At 37.7% G+C, this 15620-nt stretch carries 16 protein-coding genes and 1 riboswitch; of the genes, 4 read left to right on the top strand and 12 right to left on the bottom strand.

Annotation, left to right across the window (positions count from 1 at the left end):
* Positions 1-231 precede the first annotated feature (231 nt).
* From JFT89_RS19170 to JFT89_RS19160, 3 genes are all read left to right on the top strand, one after another.
* Positions 232-615 (top strand): YgaP family membrane protein, encoded by a 384-nt coding sequence (locus JFT89_RS19170; protein WP_002124877.1) that lies wholly within the window; start codon positions 232-234, stop codon positions 613-615.
* Positions 616-836: 221 nt separating this feature from the next.
* On the top strand, positions 837-1682 hold the full coding sequence (locus tag JFT89_RS19165; protein ID WP_002063557.1) for an SPFH domain-containing protein: 846 nt from the start codon (positions 837-839) through the stop codon (positions 1680-1682).
* A gap of 15 nt (positions 1683-1697) precedes the next feature.
* Complete coding sequence (locus tag JFT89_RS19160) at positions 1698-1862, top strand: type II toxin-antitoxin system antitoxin (protein WP_002063556.1); 165 nt, start codon at positions 1698-1700, stop codon at positions 1860-1862.
* Positions 1863-1897: 35 nt separating this feature from the next.
* On the opposite strand, the gene purD is transcribed toward JFT89_RS19160, so the two are convergent.
* From purD to purE, 12 genes are all read right to left on the bottom strand, one after another.
* A complete protein-coding gene (gene purD / locus JFT89_RS19155; RefSeq protein ID WP_002063555.1) occupies positions 1898-3169 on the bottom strand; it encodes a phosphoribosylamine--glycine ligase in 1272 nt (423 codons plus the stop codon).
* Between the two features lie 75 nt (positions 3170-3244).
* Positions 3245-4780: a bifunctional phosphoribosylaminoimidazolecarboxamide formyltransferase/IMP cyclohydrolase gene (gene purH, locus JFT89_RS19150; protein WP_002063554.1), complete on the bottom strand. Its 1536-nt coding sequence runs from the start codon at positions 4778-4780 to the stop codon at positions 3245-3247.
* A 24-nt stretch (positions 4781-4804) separates the two neighbouring features.
* Positions 4805-5392 carry a phosphoribosylglycinamide formyltransferase gene (gene purN / locus JFT89_RS19145; protein ID WP_016096973.1) on the bottom strand — a complete coding sequence of 196 codons (588 nt, stop codon included), beginning with the start codon at positions 5390-5392 and terminating at the stop codon, positions 4805-4807.
* Entirely contained in the window at positions 5389-6429 is a 1041-nt protein-coding gene (gene purM, locus JFT89_RS19140) for a phosphoribosylformylglycinamidine cyclo-ligase (RefSeq protein ID WP_201040459.1), read from the bottom strand. The genes purN and purM overlap by 4 nt, the downstream gene beginning before the upstream one ends.
* 101 nt (positions 6430-6530) lie before the next feature.
* Entirely contained in the window at positions 6531-7946 is a 1416-nt protein-coding gene (gene purF, locus JFT89_RS19135; RefSeq protein WP_016096972.1) for an amidophosphoribosyltransferase, read from the bottom strand.
* The gene (gene purL, locus JFT89_RS19130) at positions 7931-10150 is read right to left on the bottom strand and encodes a phosphoribosylformylglycinamidine synthase II (RefSeq protein ID WP_201040458.1); all 2220 of its coding nucleotides are present in this window, start codon (positions 10148-10150) and stop codon (positions 7931-7933) included. The genes purF and purL overlap by 16 nt, the downstream gene beginning before the upstream one ends.
* Entirely contained in the window at positions 10134-10817 is a 684-nt protein-coding gene (gene purQ, locus JFT89_RS19125; protein WP_000666771.1) for a phosphoribosylformylglycinamidine synthase subunit PurQ, read from the bottom strand. Before purQ ends, purL begins: the two co-directional genes overlap by 17 nt.
* Positions 10814-11068 (bottom strand): phosphoribosylformylglycinamidine synthase subunit PurS, encoded by a 255-nt coding sequence (gene purS, locus JFT89_RS19120; RefSeq protein WP_016096970.1) that lies wholly within the window; start codon positions 11066-11068, stop codon positions 10814-10816. Before purS ends, purQ begins: the two co-directional genes overlap by 4 nt.
* Entirely contained in the window at positions 11061-11780 is a 720-nt protein-coding gene (gene purC / locus JFT89_RS19115) for a phosphoribosylaminoimidazolesuccinocarboxamide synthase (RefSeq protein ID WP_002029482.1), read from the bottom strand. Before purC ends, purS begins: the two co-directional genes overlap by 8 nt.
* 88 nt (positions 11781-11868) lie before the next feature.
* Positions 11869-13176, bottom strand: a complete 1308-nt coding sequence (purB, locus tag JFT89_RS19110; RefSeq protein ID WP_002139387.1) for an adenylosuccinate lyase — start codon at positions 13174-13176, stop codon at positions 11869-11871.
* The gene (gene purK / locus JFT89_RS19105; protein ID WP_016096969.1) at positions 13173-14324 is read right to left on the bottom strand and encodes a 5-(carboxyamino)imidazole ribonucleotide synthase; all 1152 of its coding nucleotides are present in this window, start codon (positions 14322-14324) and stop codon (positions 13173-13175) included. Before purK ends, purB begins: the two co-directional genes overlap by 4 nt.
* The gene (gene purE / locus JFT89_RS19100) at positions 14321-14806 is read right to left on the bottom strand and encodes a 5-(carboxyamino)imidazole ribonucleotide mutase (protein ID WP_002010008.1); all 486 of its coding nucleotides are present in this window, start codon (positions 14804-14806) and stop codon (positions 14321-14323) included. Before purE ends, purK begins: the two co-directional genes overlap by 4 nt.
* 110 nt (positions 14807-14916) lie before the next feature.
* Positions 14917-15018, bottom strand: a riboswitch (purine riboswitch).
* 282 nt (positions 15019-15300) lie between these two features.
* Between purE and JFT89_RS19095 the strand changes: the two genes are divergently transcribed.
* A complete protein-coding gene (locus JFT89_RS19095) occupies positions 15301-15561 on the top strand; it encodes a hypothetical protein (protein ID WP_201040457.1) in 261 nt (86 codons plus the stop codon).
* Positions 15562-15620 lie beyond the last annotated feature (59 nt).

Raw genomic sequence — 15620 nt, 5'->3', positions numbered from 1 at the left:
CCGGACTGGCGTATGCAACGATGAAATGCGACAGCTATCTTTACCGGACTTTTTGAACTTCCTTTTACGCATTCTTTCATTATAACAAAAAAAGCTACCTACACACACGCCCAATCCAACATCTTTTTCAACGTCAAATGTTGGATTACATATCAAAAAACTTATACGGAATACTAACAAATGAAATAGTATTTTCTATTTCGAAGTTAATTAAAAAGGAGTGTTTTTCTAATGAAGCAAAACATCGGCACAATTAGTGCTCTAATTCGAATTACACTCGGACTCATCCTCTTCGGTTGTAGTACAGCTAAACTCGTACGTAAACCTTGGTGCACTTGGTCTAAAGTTTTGCTATGGATTGGTGCCATGAAAATTGCGGAGGGAATCGTTCGTTTCTGCCCTATTGTTGAAGCCTGTAAGTTTGGAAAATATATGAATATGAGCGCATTTAAAATGCCTAGCATGAATTTCACTGAAAAAGGACATAATAAAGAAGAAGTTAATTCAGCTTCCAGTCATGACAAGCCAAAGTCAAAGTCAGATGGAAGTTATGACACTTCTGACAAAGAGATTGAGTCAGCGATTGAAGAATTAATCCTGGCAAAACCGCTTTGAATCATTTGTCACGATGCAAGATGCTCTCAAAGGGACTTAGCTGCTGCAGTGGGCAGCTAAGTCTTCTTTATTTTACCACGAAACAGAACGTACATTCTTGTTTTTCAACCTTAAAACGTACATAAAAGATATCAAACAATAAAATTCAGAAAATTAGGTGTAACCCTCTTGCATGTAATGATATAAAAGTGATATCATTTTTATATCAAGGAGGCGATCATATGAAAGAAAAACAAGTATTTTATGTTAATGGATTTCTCGGCGTTATTGGAATTTTAGTTTTAGCCGCTATCGGTGTATTTTGCCTTGTACAAGAAATGTTTGTAATAGCTATTTTAGCTCTCATATTAGCATCTGTTTTAGCTACAGGTATCGGTATCGTTCAACCGAATCAAGCGAAAGTTATTACGTTCTTCGGTAGTTATTTAGGAACAATTCGTCAAAATGGTTTATTTTTAACAATTCCATTCGCGTTTCGTCAAACTGTATCTTTACGTGTTGAAAACTTTAACAGTAAGAAATTAAAAGTAAACGATGTTGAGGGCAATCCAATTGAAATTGCAGCCGTTATCGTATATAAAGTTGTTGATTCCGCAAAAGCAATGTTTGGTGTTGAGCATTACGATCGATTCGTAGAAATTCAAAGCGAAACAGCAATCCGCCACGTTGCTACAAAATATCCTTATGATAATTTCCAAGATGAAACTTGTATCACGTTACGAGGAAATACTGAAGAAATCTCTGAAGAATTAAAGCGTGAGTTAGAAGCACGCCTTGAAATCGCTGGCGTAGAAGTATTAGAAACTCGTTTAACGCATTTAGCTTACGCAACAGAAATTGCCCATGCAATGCTCCAACGTCAACAAGCAAAAGCAGTATTAGCTGCTAGAAAAGAGATTGTTGAAGGTGCTGTGAAGATGGCGAAAGATTCAATCCATATGTTAGATGAAGAAGGCGTACTGGAACTCGATGACGAGCGTAAAGCAAATATGGTGAACAATTTATTAGTTGCCATCGTTTCAGATAAAGGTGCGCAACCAGTTATTAATACAGGAAGCCTATACTAAAGGTTGTAAGTGATTATGGCCAAAAAGAAAAGCTTTCCATTACGTATTGATCCTGAATTACACGCAGTCATCGAAAAATGGGCGAATGATGAGTTTCGTAGCGTCAATGCACACATCGAGTATTTACTTCGAGAAATGGCAAAGCAAAAAGGGAAATTAAAAAAAAATAAAGATGCATAAAAATCCCGCTGAGAAATCAGCGGGATTTTTATATATTAGCTTTTCGTCATCTCATGCCCAATTGCACGATATCCTATATCACTTCGGTAAAATAAACCATCACTCTCAATTTTACCGATTTCTTTATAGACCTTATCTTTCGCTTCTTGTAAACTATTCGCCTTACAAGCAACAAATAATACACGGCCACCGTTTGTTACAAAGTCACCATGTTTCATCGCTGTACCCGCATGGAAAACTATTACATCTTGCAGTGCATCTAATCCGTTAATAATTTCACCTTTTTTATATGCTTCTGGATATCCTTTCGAAGCAAGTACGACACCAATAACTGCTTCCTTTGACCATTGTAACGTTAATTCACTTTCATCTAATACAGCGTTACATACATCAACTAAATCATTTTCTAAGCGTGGTAATACAACTTCCGTTTCAGGATCGCCAAAGCGTGCATTGAACTCAATTACCTTTGGACCATCATTCGTTAAAATAAGCCCCGCATATAAAATTCCTGTAAACGAACGATTTTCTTGGATCATCGCTTTAGCAGTTGGATGTAATACTGTTTGAATCGCTTCTTGAACCGCTGACTCCGGAATTTGTGGTACTGGGGAATATGCACCCATTCCGCCTGTATTAGGACCTTTATCGCCATCAAAAGCTCGTTTATGATCTTGAGCAATTACCATTGGATGCACAGTTGTTCCATTTACAAATGCCATTAATGAAAATTCTTGTCCATCTAAAAACTCTTCAATAACGACCTTCTTGCTTGCTGCGCCGAATTTCACATCTTGTAGCATTTCTTTCACAGCTTGCAATGCCTCTTCAAGCGTCATTGCTACGGTTACACCTTTACCAGCAGCTAACCCATCTGCCTTAATTACGATCGGTGCACCAACTTTTTGAATGTACTTTACTGCCTCTTCATAGTCTGTAAAAGTTTCATATGCTGCAGTTGGAATATCATACTTTTTCATCAATTCTTTTGTAAAAGCTTTACTACCTTCAATAACAGCAGCCGCTTTATTAGGTCCAAATACACGAAGTCCCTCTTCCTTAAAGCGATCAACGATTCCATTCATAAGTGGAATTTCTGGTCCAACGAAAGTTAAGCCTACATTGTTTTCTTTTGCGAATAAGACTAATGCATCAAAATCATTCTCATCAATATCAACTGGTGTTGCAACGTCTCGCATACCTTCATTACCTGGCGCTACATATATTTTTTCTACCTTTTCAGATTGTGCAAACTTCCAAGCTAAAGCATGCTCACGTCCACCACGGCCGATTACTAAAACATTCATATTTCATCCCCCAATAATTAAATAAGTACAAACTAGAAGCTATGCTCCTAGTTTGTTATTTCTAAAATTACTCTATTAGTGTTTGAAATGACGTACGCCAGTGAACACCATCGTAATCCCATACATATCTGCCACTTTAATAGAATCCTCATCACGAATTGATCCACCTGGTTGGATAATTGCTGTAATACCAGCTTTTGCTGCTTCTTCTACTGTATCTGGCATTGGGAAGAAAGCATCAGATGCAAGTGCGCTACCTTGTGCTTTTTCGCCAGCTTGTGTAATTGCAATTTTTGCAGAACCTACACGGTTCATCTGTCCCGCGCCTACACCAACTGTCATGTTGTCATTCGCTAAAACAATTGCATTTGATTTCACATGTTTTACAACTTTCCAAGCTAGTTTTAAATCTTTCCACTCTTGCTCTGATGGTTCACGTTTCGTTGGAATTGAAATTGTGTTCTCATCTAATGATAATGTATCTTCCTCTTGAACAAGAAGACCACCTTGTACAGAAGTTAGTTTTTTGCTTGCACTTGTCGCTTTTTCAATATTTACAGTTAGTAAGCGTAAGTTCTTCTTGCTTTGCAACACTTCTAAAGCTTCTTGCGAGAACGAAGGTGCGATAACAATTTCTAAGAAAATTTCGTGTAACTTTTCTGCTGTAGCTTTATCAATTTCACGATTCGCTGCAATAATGCCGCCGAAGATTGATACTGGATCCGCTTCATAAGCACGAGTATATGCTTCGTGAATATCAGTTCCTACTCCAACACCACATGGATTCATATGTTTTACCGCTACTACTGCTGGTTCTGTAAATTCTTTTACGATGCTAAGCGCTGCGTCTGCGTCATTGATATTGTTATAAGATAATTCTTTACCATGTAATTGTTCTGCATATGCAACAGAAGAAGTTGCTGCGAATGGTGCTTTATAGAACGTTGCTTTTTGATGTGGATTTTCGCCATAGCGTAAATCTTGTTTTTTCTCAAATGTCACCGTTAATGTTTCTGGGCTTTCTTCGCCCATTTGCTCTGTTAAGTAGTTAGAAATTAACGCATCATATGCCGCTGTATGACGGAATACTTTCGCTGCTAATTTACGTTTCGTTCCCTCTGTTACTTCACCGTTCTCTTTCAGTTCTGCTAATACAACATCATAATCTACTGGATCTACAATTACCGATACAAATTTATGATTTTTCGCAGCAGAGCGAATCATTGTTGGGCCACCGATATCAATATTTTCAATTGCATCAGCAAATGTTACATCAGGCTTAGCGATTGTTTCTTTAAATGGGTATAAGTTAACAACAACAAAGTCAATTGGTTGAATACCTAATTCATTCATTTGCGCTACATGCGTTTCATTATCACGAACTGCTAATAGACCACCATGAATATTTGGATGTAATGTTTTTACACGGCCATCCATAATTTCCGGGAAACCAGTTACTTCAGAAATACCAATTACTTGTAAGCCGTTTTCTTCTAATAATTTTTTCGTACCACCTGTTGAAATAACTTCAATCCCTTGTTCAAGTAAACCTTTAACAAATTCTACTACTCCTGTTTTATCTGAAACACTTACTAATGCACGCTTTTTCATTTATCCTTCACCCCTGGTTGTATGTTAGTTAACAGTTGGCTTTTTCACAGACTGAACAATTTGATTCACTGTATTTACGTATAATTTATGTTCAACTTGTTGAATTTTCTTTTGTAAGCTTTCTCTCGTATCCCCTTCAGAAACAACTACTGCTTCTTGCGCAATAATTGGACCTGTATCCATACCTGCATCTACATAATGAATCGTTACTCCAGTTACTTTCACACCCGCTTCTAACGCTTGACCAACAGCATCTTTACCTGGGAAACTCGGTAGTAATGATGGATGAATGTTAATAATCTTCCCGCCGTACGCTTCTAGTAAAGTTGGCCCAATTAAACGCATATATCCAGCTAAAATAACATAATCAATTTCATACTCTTCTAGCTTTTTTAATATCTCTTTTTCAAATGATTCTTTTGAATCATATGCTTTCGCTGAAAAGGCGAAACACGGAACATGATGATAATGTGCCCGTCCAATAGCGCGTGCCTCTGGTTTATCACATACTAATAAACTAATATCTGCATCCAATCTTTTTTCTTCTACCGCATTAACGAGAGATTGAAAGTTAGATCCGCTTCCAGAAGCAAAAACTGCTAATCTACTCATAGTGCTGTGCCCCCATTGAAGGTAACGCCAGCCCCTTGTACAGTACGTCCAATAATACGAGCTGTTTCTCCTTGCTCTTCAAGAAGACGAACAATATCTTTTGCATCTTCTTCCTTCACCGCTACTACCATACCAATACCCATGTTAAAAATATTGAACATTTCTTTCTCTTCTAGTTTCCCAACTTCTTGAAGTAAACTGAAGATCGGCTGAATTTCCCAAGCTCCTAGTTCAATTTCCGCACCGATTCCTTCTGGCAACATACGTGGAATATTTTCAATGAATCCGCCACCTGTAATATGCGCCATACCGTATACTTCATGTTTTTTCAATAGTTCTAAAATAGGTTTGACATAAATTTTCGTTGGTTTTAATAACTCCTCACCAAGAGGTAGTTCTAAGCGTCCATAAATGCGATCTAAAGATAGTTCTCCATCTTCTAGTAACACTTTTCGTACTAAAGAGTAACCGTTACTATGAATACCGCTAGATGCTAAGCCAATTAATACGTGACCAGCTTCAATCTTTTCACCCGTTACAATTTTCTTTTTATCAACAATCCCAACTGTAAAACCAGCTAAATCGTATTCTTCCGTAGAATACATCCCTGGCATTTCAGCTGTTTCTCCACCAATTAATGCACAACCAGCTTGGCGACAGCCCTCTGATATACCTTTGACGATGTTTTCAATTTTACTAGGTTCAGCTTTACCACAAGCAATATAATCAAGGAAGAAAAGCGGTTCTGCTCCTTGGACAACAATATCATTTACACACATTGCTACTGCATCAATACCAATTGTGTCATGTTTATCTGCCATAAAAGCGAGCATCAATTTCGTTCCCACGCCATCTGTTCCAGATACTAATACAGGTTCTTCTAATGCAAATTTTGATAGATCAAACATACCTCCAAAACTGCCTAAACCGCCTAGTACTTCTTTTCTCATTGTTGTTTGTACGTGTTTTTTCATGCGAGATACCGCTTCATATCCAGCTTCAATATCTACTCCTGCTTGCTTATATGCATTCGCCATCGTTATTTACACCTCGTCTTTTAATTTCTCCCCATCCAGGGCGGGCCGTTTTAAGAAAGAAGCTAGCTTCTACATCAAAGGAAGTAGAAGCTTTTTTCTTCTTATTTCATACTTTCTAAAAGCTCTTGCTCATAATCATAAAGAGCTGTTGGATAGTCTCCATTGAAGTAAGCCATACATAGACCGCCATATTTCCCTTCATATGGGCGTCCAATTGCATCTACTAATCCATCTTCACTTAAAAATGTTAGTGAATCTGCACCGATTATTTCACGAATTTCTTCTACTGTATTACTTGCTGCAATTAATTCTTTTCTCGTTTGAATATCAATACCATAGAAGCATGGATACTTAAGAGGTGGTGAAGCAATTCTTACATGAACTTCTGTTGCTCCAGCCTCACGAAGCATACGAACAATTCGTTTACTTGTTGTTCCTCTTACGATAGAATCGTCAATCATAACAACTCGTTTTCCTTCAACTACACCTCTTACTGCTGAAAGTTTCATCTTAACCCCTTGCTCTCGCAGTTCTTGAGAAGGTTGAATAAACGTACGTCCAACGTAACGATTTTTAATTAGTCCTAACTCATATGGAATGCCTGTCGCCTCCGCATAACCAATTGCTGCTGAAATACTAGAGTCTGGCACACCAGTAACAACATCAGCTTCAATAGGAGCTTCCGCCGCTAAACGTTTCCCCATGTTTTTACGTGCTGCATGAACGTTAATACCAGCGATATTAGAATCTGGACGTGCAAAGTAAATGTATTCCATACTGCAAATCGCATGATCTACTTCATTTGTAAAACGATCTACGTGAATTCCTTCATCATTGATGATAAGTAGTTCACCAGGTTCTACATCACGAATGTATGTTGCACCTACTACATCAAAAGCACATGTTTCTGATGCTACAACGTAAGCATCCCCCATCTTTCCAATTGAAAGAGGACGGAATCCATTCGGATCTAGCGCAACAATCATTTCATTTCCAGTTAGTAAAAGATATGCGAACGCACCTTTTACTTTATTTAAAGCCTCTTTTACACTTTCAATTAAAGAATCTTTCGTACTACGTTTAATGAGATGTAAAAGTACTTCTGTATCTGAACTCGTTTGAAAAATACTTCCCTCTGCCTCTAATTCACGACGAAGCATCTTTGCATTAATTAAATTTCCGTTATGAGCTAGCGCCATACTATGATCAGAAAAACGGAATAATAATGGTTGAACGTTAGCAACTTCACTTCCACCCGCTGTTGCATATCGTACGTGTCCAATTGCTGATTTTCCGTTTAATCCTTCTAGCTCACCTCTTGAAAACACTTCTGATATTAAACCTAACCCCTTGTGACCAATGATTTTTTCCCCATTATTTACAACAATGCCTGCGCCCTCTTGCCCACGGTGCTGCAAACTGTGCAATCCGTAGTACGAAACTTGTGCTGCATTTTCATGCCCCCAAATTCCGAAAACGCCACATTCTTCATTTAACCCCTTTATTTCAGCAAGCATGGGATTGCCCCTTTCCAAGCCTTTCTCATTTCATCTACATTTGCTGTAAGTAATACTTCATTTTCTTCATTATGAATTGTTACTTCATTTGTATTTGTTACTTCTCCAACTTGAATTGCTTCAACGACTTTCTCGAACGCTTCTTTATTTTCACGTTTTACAGTTAGAACGAAGCGAGACTGTGATTCCGCAAATAATACCGCCGTTGCTTCCCCATCTAATTTCACAGTAGCACCTAAACCGTTAGCACCAATTGCACTTTCAGAAATTGCAACTGCTAAACCACCTTCAGCGACATCATGTGCAGATTGAACAAGGCCAGCTTGAATTGCTGCTAGTACTTGCTTTTGGCGTTTTAATTCTACATCTAGATCGATGCTTGGTGATTGACCGAAAATTTTTCCATAGATCATTTTCTGTAATTCACTTCCACCAAACTCAGCTTTCGTCTCTCCAATTACATAAACTAAATCGCCAGCGTGTTTAAATTCTTGTGTTGTTACGTGTTTTAAATCGTGTACAAGTCCAACCATCCCAACAGTTGGTGTTGGATATACAGCTTCACCACTACGCTCGTTATACATTGATACATTCCCGCCGATAACTGGCGTTTGTAACTTGCGGCAAGCTTCACTCATACCGTCTACTGATTTCTCAATTTGCCAGAAGATCTCTGGTTTTTCTGGGTTACCGAAGTTTAAGCAATCTGTAATTGCAAGTGGCTCCCCGCCAGAACATACGATATTACGTGCTGCCTCTGCTACTGCAATTTTACCGCCCACTTCTGGATCTAAATAAATGTAGCGAGAGTTACAATCTGTCGTCATTGCTAATCCTTTTTCTGTGCCGCGTACACGTATAACCGCTGCATCTGAACCTGGTGTAACGATTGTGCTAGTGCGCACTTGATAATCATATTGATCATATACCCACTCTTTACTTGCAATCGTTGGTTGTTGTAATAAAGATAATAACGTTTCTTTATAATCTTCTACTTTTGGTGTTTCCATTTTCATCTGCTGGAACTCAGCAAAGTATGCTGCTTCTTTTGACGGTTTATGATAAATTGGTGCTTCTTCTGCAAGAGCATCCGCCGGTACTTCAGCTACCATTTCGTCTTTATGGAATAGGCGAAGCATTTTATCTTCAGTTACTTTCCCCATCGTAACTGCTGCAAGACCATACTTTTCAAATAAATCTACTATTTCTTGCTCTCTACCTTTTTTCACAACGATTAACATACGCTCTTGTGATTCAGATAACATCATTTCATATGGAGTCATTCCAGTTTCACGCTGTGGTACATCATCTAAGTACATTTCAATACCCATACCTGCTTTACTTGCCATTTCTGCAGAAGATGATGTTAAACCAGCAGCTCCCATATCTTGAATTCCAACAAGGGCATCAGACTGAATAAGTTCTAAACATGCTTCAATAAGAAGTTTCTCCATAAATGGATCCCCTACTTGAACTGCCGGACGCTTCGCTTCTGAGCTTTCAGATAACTCTTCAGATGCGAATGTTGCACCGTGAATACCATCACGACCAGTTGATGCTCCTACGTACATTACTGTATTACCAGCACCATGTGCTTGCCCTTTTTTTATATCATCATGATTAATTAGGCCTACACACATTGCATTTACAAGTGGATTTCCTTCATAACATGGATCAAACTGTACTTCTCCACCAACAGTAGGAATACCGATGCAGTTACCGTATCCTGCGATTCCTGCTACTACTTCTTCGAATAAATATTTCACGCGTGGTGATTGTAATTCACCGAAACGAAGTGAGTTTAATAGAGCTACCGGACGTGCGCCCATAGAGAATACATCGCGAATAATACCACCGACACCTGTTGCTGCCCCTTGATATGGCTCAATTGCAGAAGGATGGTTATGACTTTCCATTTTAAATACCACCGCTTGATTATCACCGATATCTACAATTCCAGCGCCTTCTCCAGGTCCTTGTAAAACACGCTCACCTGTCGTTGGAAACTTACGAAGAACTGGCTTTGAATTTTTATAACTACAATGTTCAGACCACATAACAGAGAATAGTCCCGTTTCTGTATAATTCGGCAAACGGCCTAAAATCTTTTCAACCATGGCAAACTCTTCGTCTGTTAGCCCCATTTCCGCATATATACGCTCTTCTTTAATTTGTGTTGGATTTGGCTCAAGCATTAACGACATATGTTTCCCTCCACTGTTTTAAGATAGATTGAAAGACTTTTAAACCTTCAGCACCGCCAAGTAATTCATCTACAGCACGCTCTGGGTGTGGCATCATACCAAGAACATTTCCTTTTTCATTTACAATACCCGCAATATCTGAAACGCTTCCATTCGGATTTTCTACGTAACGGAATGCAATTTGATTATTCTCTTCTAATTGTTTAAGAGTCGCTTCATCACAATAGTAATTTCCTTCGCCATGTGCAATTGGAATATTAATTACTTCATCTTTTTCATATTGTGATGTAAACATCGTTTCATTATTTTCAACACGTAACTGAACAGTACGGCACATAAATTTCAAGTTTTCGTTTCTCATTAATGCTCCTGGTAGTAATCCTGATTCAACAAGAATCTGGAATCCATTACATACACCTAAAATCGGCTTTCCTTGCTCAGCAGCTTTTTGCACTGCTTTCATTGCATTAGCAAAGCGAGAAATAGCCCCACATCGTAAGTAGTCACCGTAAGAAAATCCACCTGGTAGTAGAATCGCATCGTACTCATCTAAATTTTCTCGATCATGCCAAACGTAATCTACCTCTTCGCCAAGCTCATCTTTAATTGCATGAAACATATCAACATCACAGTTCGAACCTGGAAATACTATTACGGCAAATTTCACAGTGCGACAACCTCCTCAACTTCATAACGGTAGTCTTCCATTACAACGTTTGCTAATAATTTTTCACACATTTCTTTTACCTTGCTATCCAGATCAGATACTGATTTATCAATTGTTAATTCCATATATTTTCCGATTCGAACGTCTTGTACTTCTGTAAATGAAAGACTATGAAGTGCTCCCTTTACCGCAGTTCCTTGTGGATCTAATACACTTTCTCTTAACGTTACATATACCTTAACTTTATACATGTGAAGCTCCCCCTAAACGTTTTAAAATTTCTTCATATGCTTCTGTTAAATTCCCAAGATCACGACGGAATACATCTTTATCAAATTTTTCGTTGCTCGTTTCATCCCATAAACGGCAAGTATCTGGTGAAATTTCATCTGCTAATATGATTTCCCCTTCTTCTGTTACGCCAAACTCTAATTTAAAATCTACTAATCTTACACGACAGCTTGCGAAATGCTCAATCATCACTTGATTGATTTGTAGAGCTGCATCTCGTAATACGCTTACTTGCTCTGGTGTTGCAACATTTAACAAACGAATATGATCTTCCGTTACAAGTGGATCTCCTAAATCATCATCTTTGTAGTAAAATTCTACGATTGGTGTTGTAAGAGCAGTTCCTTCTTCCATTCCTAGTCTTTTTGAAAGACTACCTGCAATTACGTTTCTTGTGACAACTTCTAATGGAATAATACTCACCTTTTTGACAAGTTGTTCTGTATCAGATAACTTCTCCACGAAGTGTGTTTTAATTCCAACTTCTTGTAACTTTCTGAACAATAAAGTTGTAATCTCATTGTTCAAACGACCTTTTCCTGTAATTGTCGCTTTTTTCTCCCCATTGAAAGCAGTCGCACTATCTTTGTACTCTACCCAAACCATATCTGCTGCTTCTGTACGATAAATTCTTTTTGCCTTACCTTCATACAGCAATTCTAGCTTTTGCATTTCGCAAGCCCCCTGTAGTTTGAAAAATGTGAATAATGTTTTTATAAAGAATGGCACAGAATGACTCTATTCTGTGCCATATGAAATTTTACGCTTCGTTTAATCCAAGGCGTTCAAAGATTGTATCAACGTGTTGCATATGATGTTCATAATTGAAACATTCGTTAATTTCTTCTTGCGTTAACTTACTTGTAATACGCTCGTCAGATTCTACAAGCTCTTTAAATTGTACTTGTGTTTCCCAAGCTTCCATTGCTTTAGGCTGTACGATATCATAAGCTTCTTCACGTACCAGACCTTTGTCAATTAGTGTAAGCATTACGCGCTGAGAGTAAATTAAGCCGTATGTTCTTGTCATATTGCGTTTCATATTCTCTGGGAATACAGTTAAGTTTTTAACGATATTACCAAAGCGATTTAACATGTAATTTAACGCGATTGTAGCATCTGGTAAAATTACGCGTTCTGCAGAAGAGTGAGAAATATCACGCTCATGCCATAACGGAACATTCTCGTAAGCTGTCATCATATAACCGCGGATAACACGAGCTAAACCAGTCATATTTTCAGATCCAATTGGATTACGTTTATGCGGCATTGCAGAAGAACCTTTTTGACCTTTTGCGAAAGCCTCTTCAACTTCACGTGTTTCACTCTTTTGTAAACCACGAATCTCAACTGCCATCTTTTCAACAGATGTTGCGATTAGTGCAAGTGTTGACATGTAATGTGCATGACGATCACGTTGCAATGTTTGTGTTGAAATTGGTGCTGCTTCTAATCCTAAGTTTTCACAAACATACTTTTCTACGAATGGATCAATATTTGCATATGTACCAACCGCACCAGATAATTTACCAACGCGAACTGTATCAGCAGCTTGTTTGAAACGCTCTACGTTACGTTTCATTTCTTCATACCAAAGACCAAGTTTTAAACCAAATGTTGTTGGCTCTGCATGTACACCGTGTGTTCTTCCCATCATGATCGTGTATTTATGCTCTTTCGCTTTATTAGCTAAAATACTAACAAAGTTTTCTAAGTCTTTTAACAAGATTTCATTTGCTTGTTTTAAGATATAAGATAACGCTGTATCTACTACGTCTGTAGATGTTAAACCGTAATGAACCCATTTACGTTCCTCGCCTAATGTTGGTGTTTCTGATACAGCACGAGTGAAAGCAACTACGTCATGACGTGTTTCTTTTTCAATTTCATAAATACGATCAATATCAAATGATGCATGTTCACGAATTTTTTTCACATCTTCTTTTGGAATATCGCCAAGCTCAGCCCATGCTTCACACGCTAAAATCTCAACTTCTAACCACGCTTTAAATTTGTTCTCTTCCGTCCAAATCGCACCCATTTCAGGGCGTGTATAACGATTAATCATCTTTTTCCCTCCAACAGTTGTTCTTGATGGTCCCAAATATGCAAACTCTTCGCTTTTTCTAGAGCGACTTCAATATTATCATTTAAAATATTAACATGCCCCATTTTTCGCTGTGCTTTTGCTTCTTCTTTTCCATACAAGTGTAAATAGCACCCGGTTAGTCTATTCACTTGTCCTAGGACCCCTTCTATATGTTCGCCTAAAATGTTAACCATGACAACTGGTTTTAACAAATTTGTTTCTCCAAGAGGTAAATTACAGATTGCTCGAATATGTTGACCAAATTGACTCGTTTCACATGCATCCTGTGTATAGTGTCCTGAATTGTGAGGTCTTGGTGCTAATTCATTAATGTAAATCTCACCGTCAGCTGTAGCAAACATCTCTACCGCTAGTGTTCCCACAAGTTCTAGTTCATCCGCAAGTACCTTTGCGTAAGCAATTGCTTTTTGAGAAAGTTCTTCTGTAATGCGGGCTGGAACGATAGATTCATGCAAAATGTTATTTACATGAATATTTTCCGCTACCGGAAATACTTTCGTTTCACCACTTACACTACGAATTACAATAACTGATACTTCTTTTTCAAAAGGCACCCATTTTTCTAGAATGCACTCTGCTTCATCCGCAAGCTCTCGTGCCTTCTCAACATCAGCTTCACTTCTTAAAACAACTTGCCCTTTCCCATCATATCCACCTGTCGTTGTTTTTAAGACAGAAGGGAAAGATAACTCTTTAATTGCTTCTGTAAGTTGATCTTGATTTTGAACCAATCTATACGATGCTACCGGTAGCCCAGCTTTTTCAATTGCATTCTTTTCAGTAAAACGATTTTGCGTTTTATTTAACAACTGACTACCTTGTGGTAAGTAAGCATGTTTTTCAAGCCATTGTAAACATCTATAATCAATATTCTCAAATTCATATGTGACAACGTCGCTTATCTCTGCTAAATGCTGAATTGCTTTTAAATCGTCATATGATGCAACGACTTCAACATCAGCAACTTGTGCACATGGTGAATGCTTTGTAGGATCTAAAACAGCAATTTTATAACCCATTTCCTTAGCTGCCAACGCCATCATTCTTCCAAGCTGGCCGCCTCCAATAATGCCGATTGTTTTTCCAGGTAAAATGATTCTCGTCATACTAGCTCACTACCTTCACGCACAGTTTTTTCAATAGCTTCTCGTCTCAACTCTAATGCATCATGTATATCATCATGAAATGATCCAAGTATTTGTGCAGCAAGTAATCCAGCATTCGTTGAACCAGCCTTACCAATTGCAACAGTTGCAACTGGAACCCCTCCTGGCATTTGGACAATGGATAATAACGAATCTAGGCCATTTAACGCCTTTGATTGAACTGGAACACCAATTACAGGAAGATTTGTCTTCGCTGCAACCATTCCTGGTAAATGCGCTGCTCCACCGGCTCCAGCAATAATAACTTTTAATCCACGTTCACGGGCTGTTTCTGCATATTCAAACATATAATCTGGAGTCCGATGAGCGGATACAACTTTTTTCTCATACGGTATATTTAATTCATCTAAAATGTCACAAGCATATTTCATTGTTTCCCAGTCTGACGTGCTTCCCATTATGACTCCAACTAGTGATTTCATATTAGAATCCCCCCGATTCAAATAAAAAAAGCCTGAAATAGAACAGTTTCTCTTTTACTATGAGAGAAAGCGCTCTACTCAGGCATACGTATCCCTTGTGAATAGAAAAATACCGAGTGACTTTCCCTCATAGTCTAACGAATAACGGTCGTTAGGTAGAGACTTGCAGGCCATATCCCCGCGATTATATGAGGTCTTATATATTATTGTTTCTATGGCTATATTAACAATATTTCATAAACAATGTCAATAAATAATCGAATGTTTTTTTATTAGTTATCGTTAACGTTCGTGTTTTAGTTATATTCAAAAGAAGAATTGCAACTATATACAAGAAGGAAGGGAAATTAGAATATATATTTCTAGAGATCTATTTTACGTATAACTGTTTATATGGGACTTCCGTATATTTTAATTAAAATATATACACTCTTGTATTCTATACATCAATAGAACTTATATTATAACGATTTAATTTCTAAGGAGGAATAACCGTGAAAAAAATAACTGTGTTATTACCCTATTTATTTTTCTCCAGCGCAGTAATTGCTGTAATTATTGAATACTTATTTATATCATCCCATTTTTTCTACTCTCATTATTTAAAATATACACTTATGATAGAAATAATCTTTCCTATCTTAGGGATTATTTTAGGAGCATTCGGAAAATCAGGAGTACAAAAAATCATTGCCATTATTTTAAACAGCCTCTATTTCATTCTTTTTTCTTCTTTAGCGTTATTAAATTTATGAATTTTAACCTTCGGTAAATAAAAATAAACACAAAAAAACCTAAGTCGAAACGACTTAGG

The organism is Bacillus sp. TH25 (assembly GCF_016650935.1).
GTDB classification, from domain to species: Bacteria; Bacillota; Bacilli; order Bacillales; family Bacillaceae_G; genus Bacillus_A; species Bacillus_A mycoides.
The sequence above is the reverse complement of the archived record's forward strand: the minus strand, read 5'-3'. Positions and strand labels throughout refer to the sequence as shown.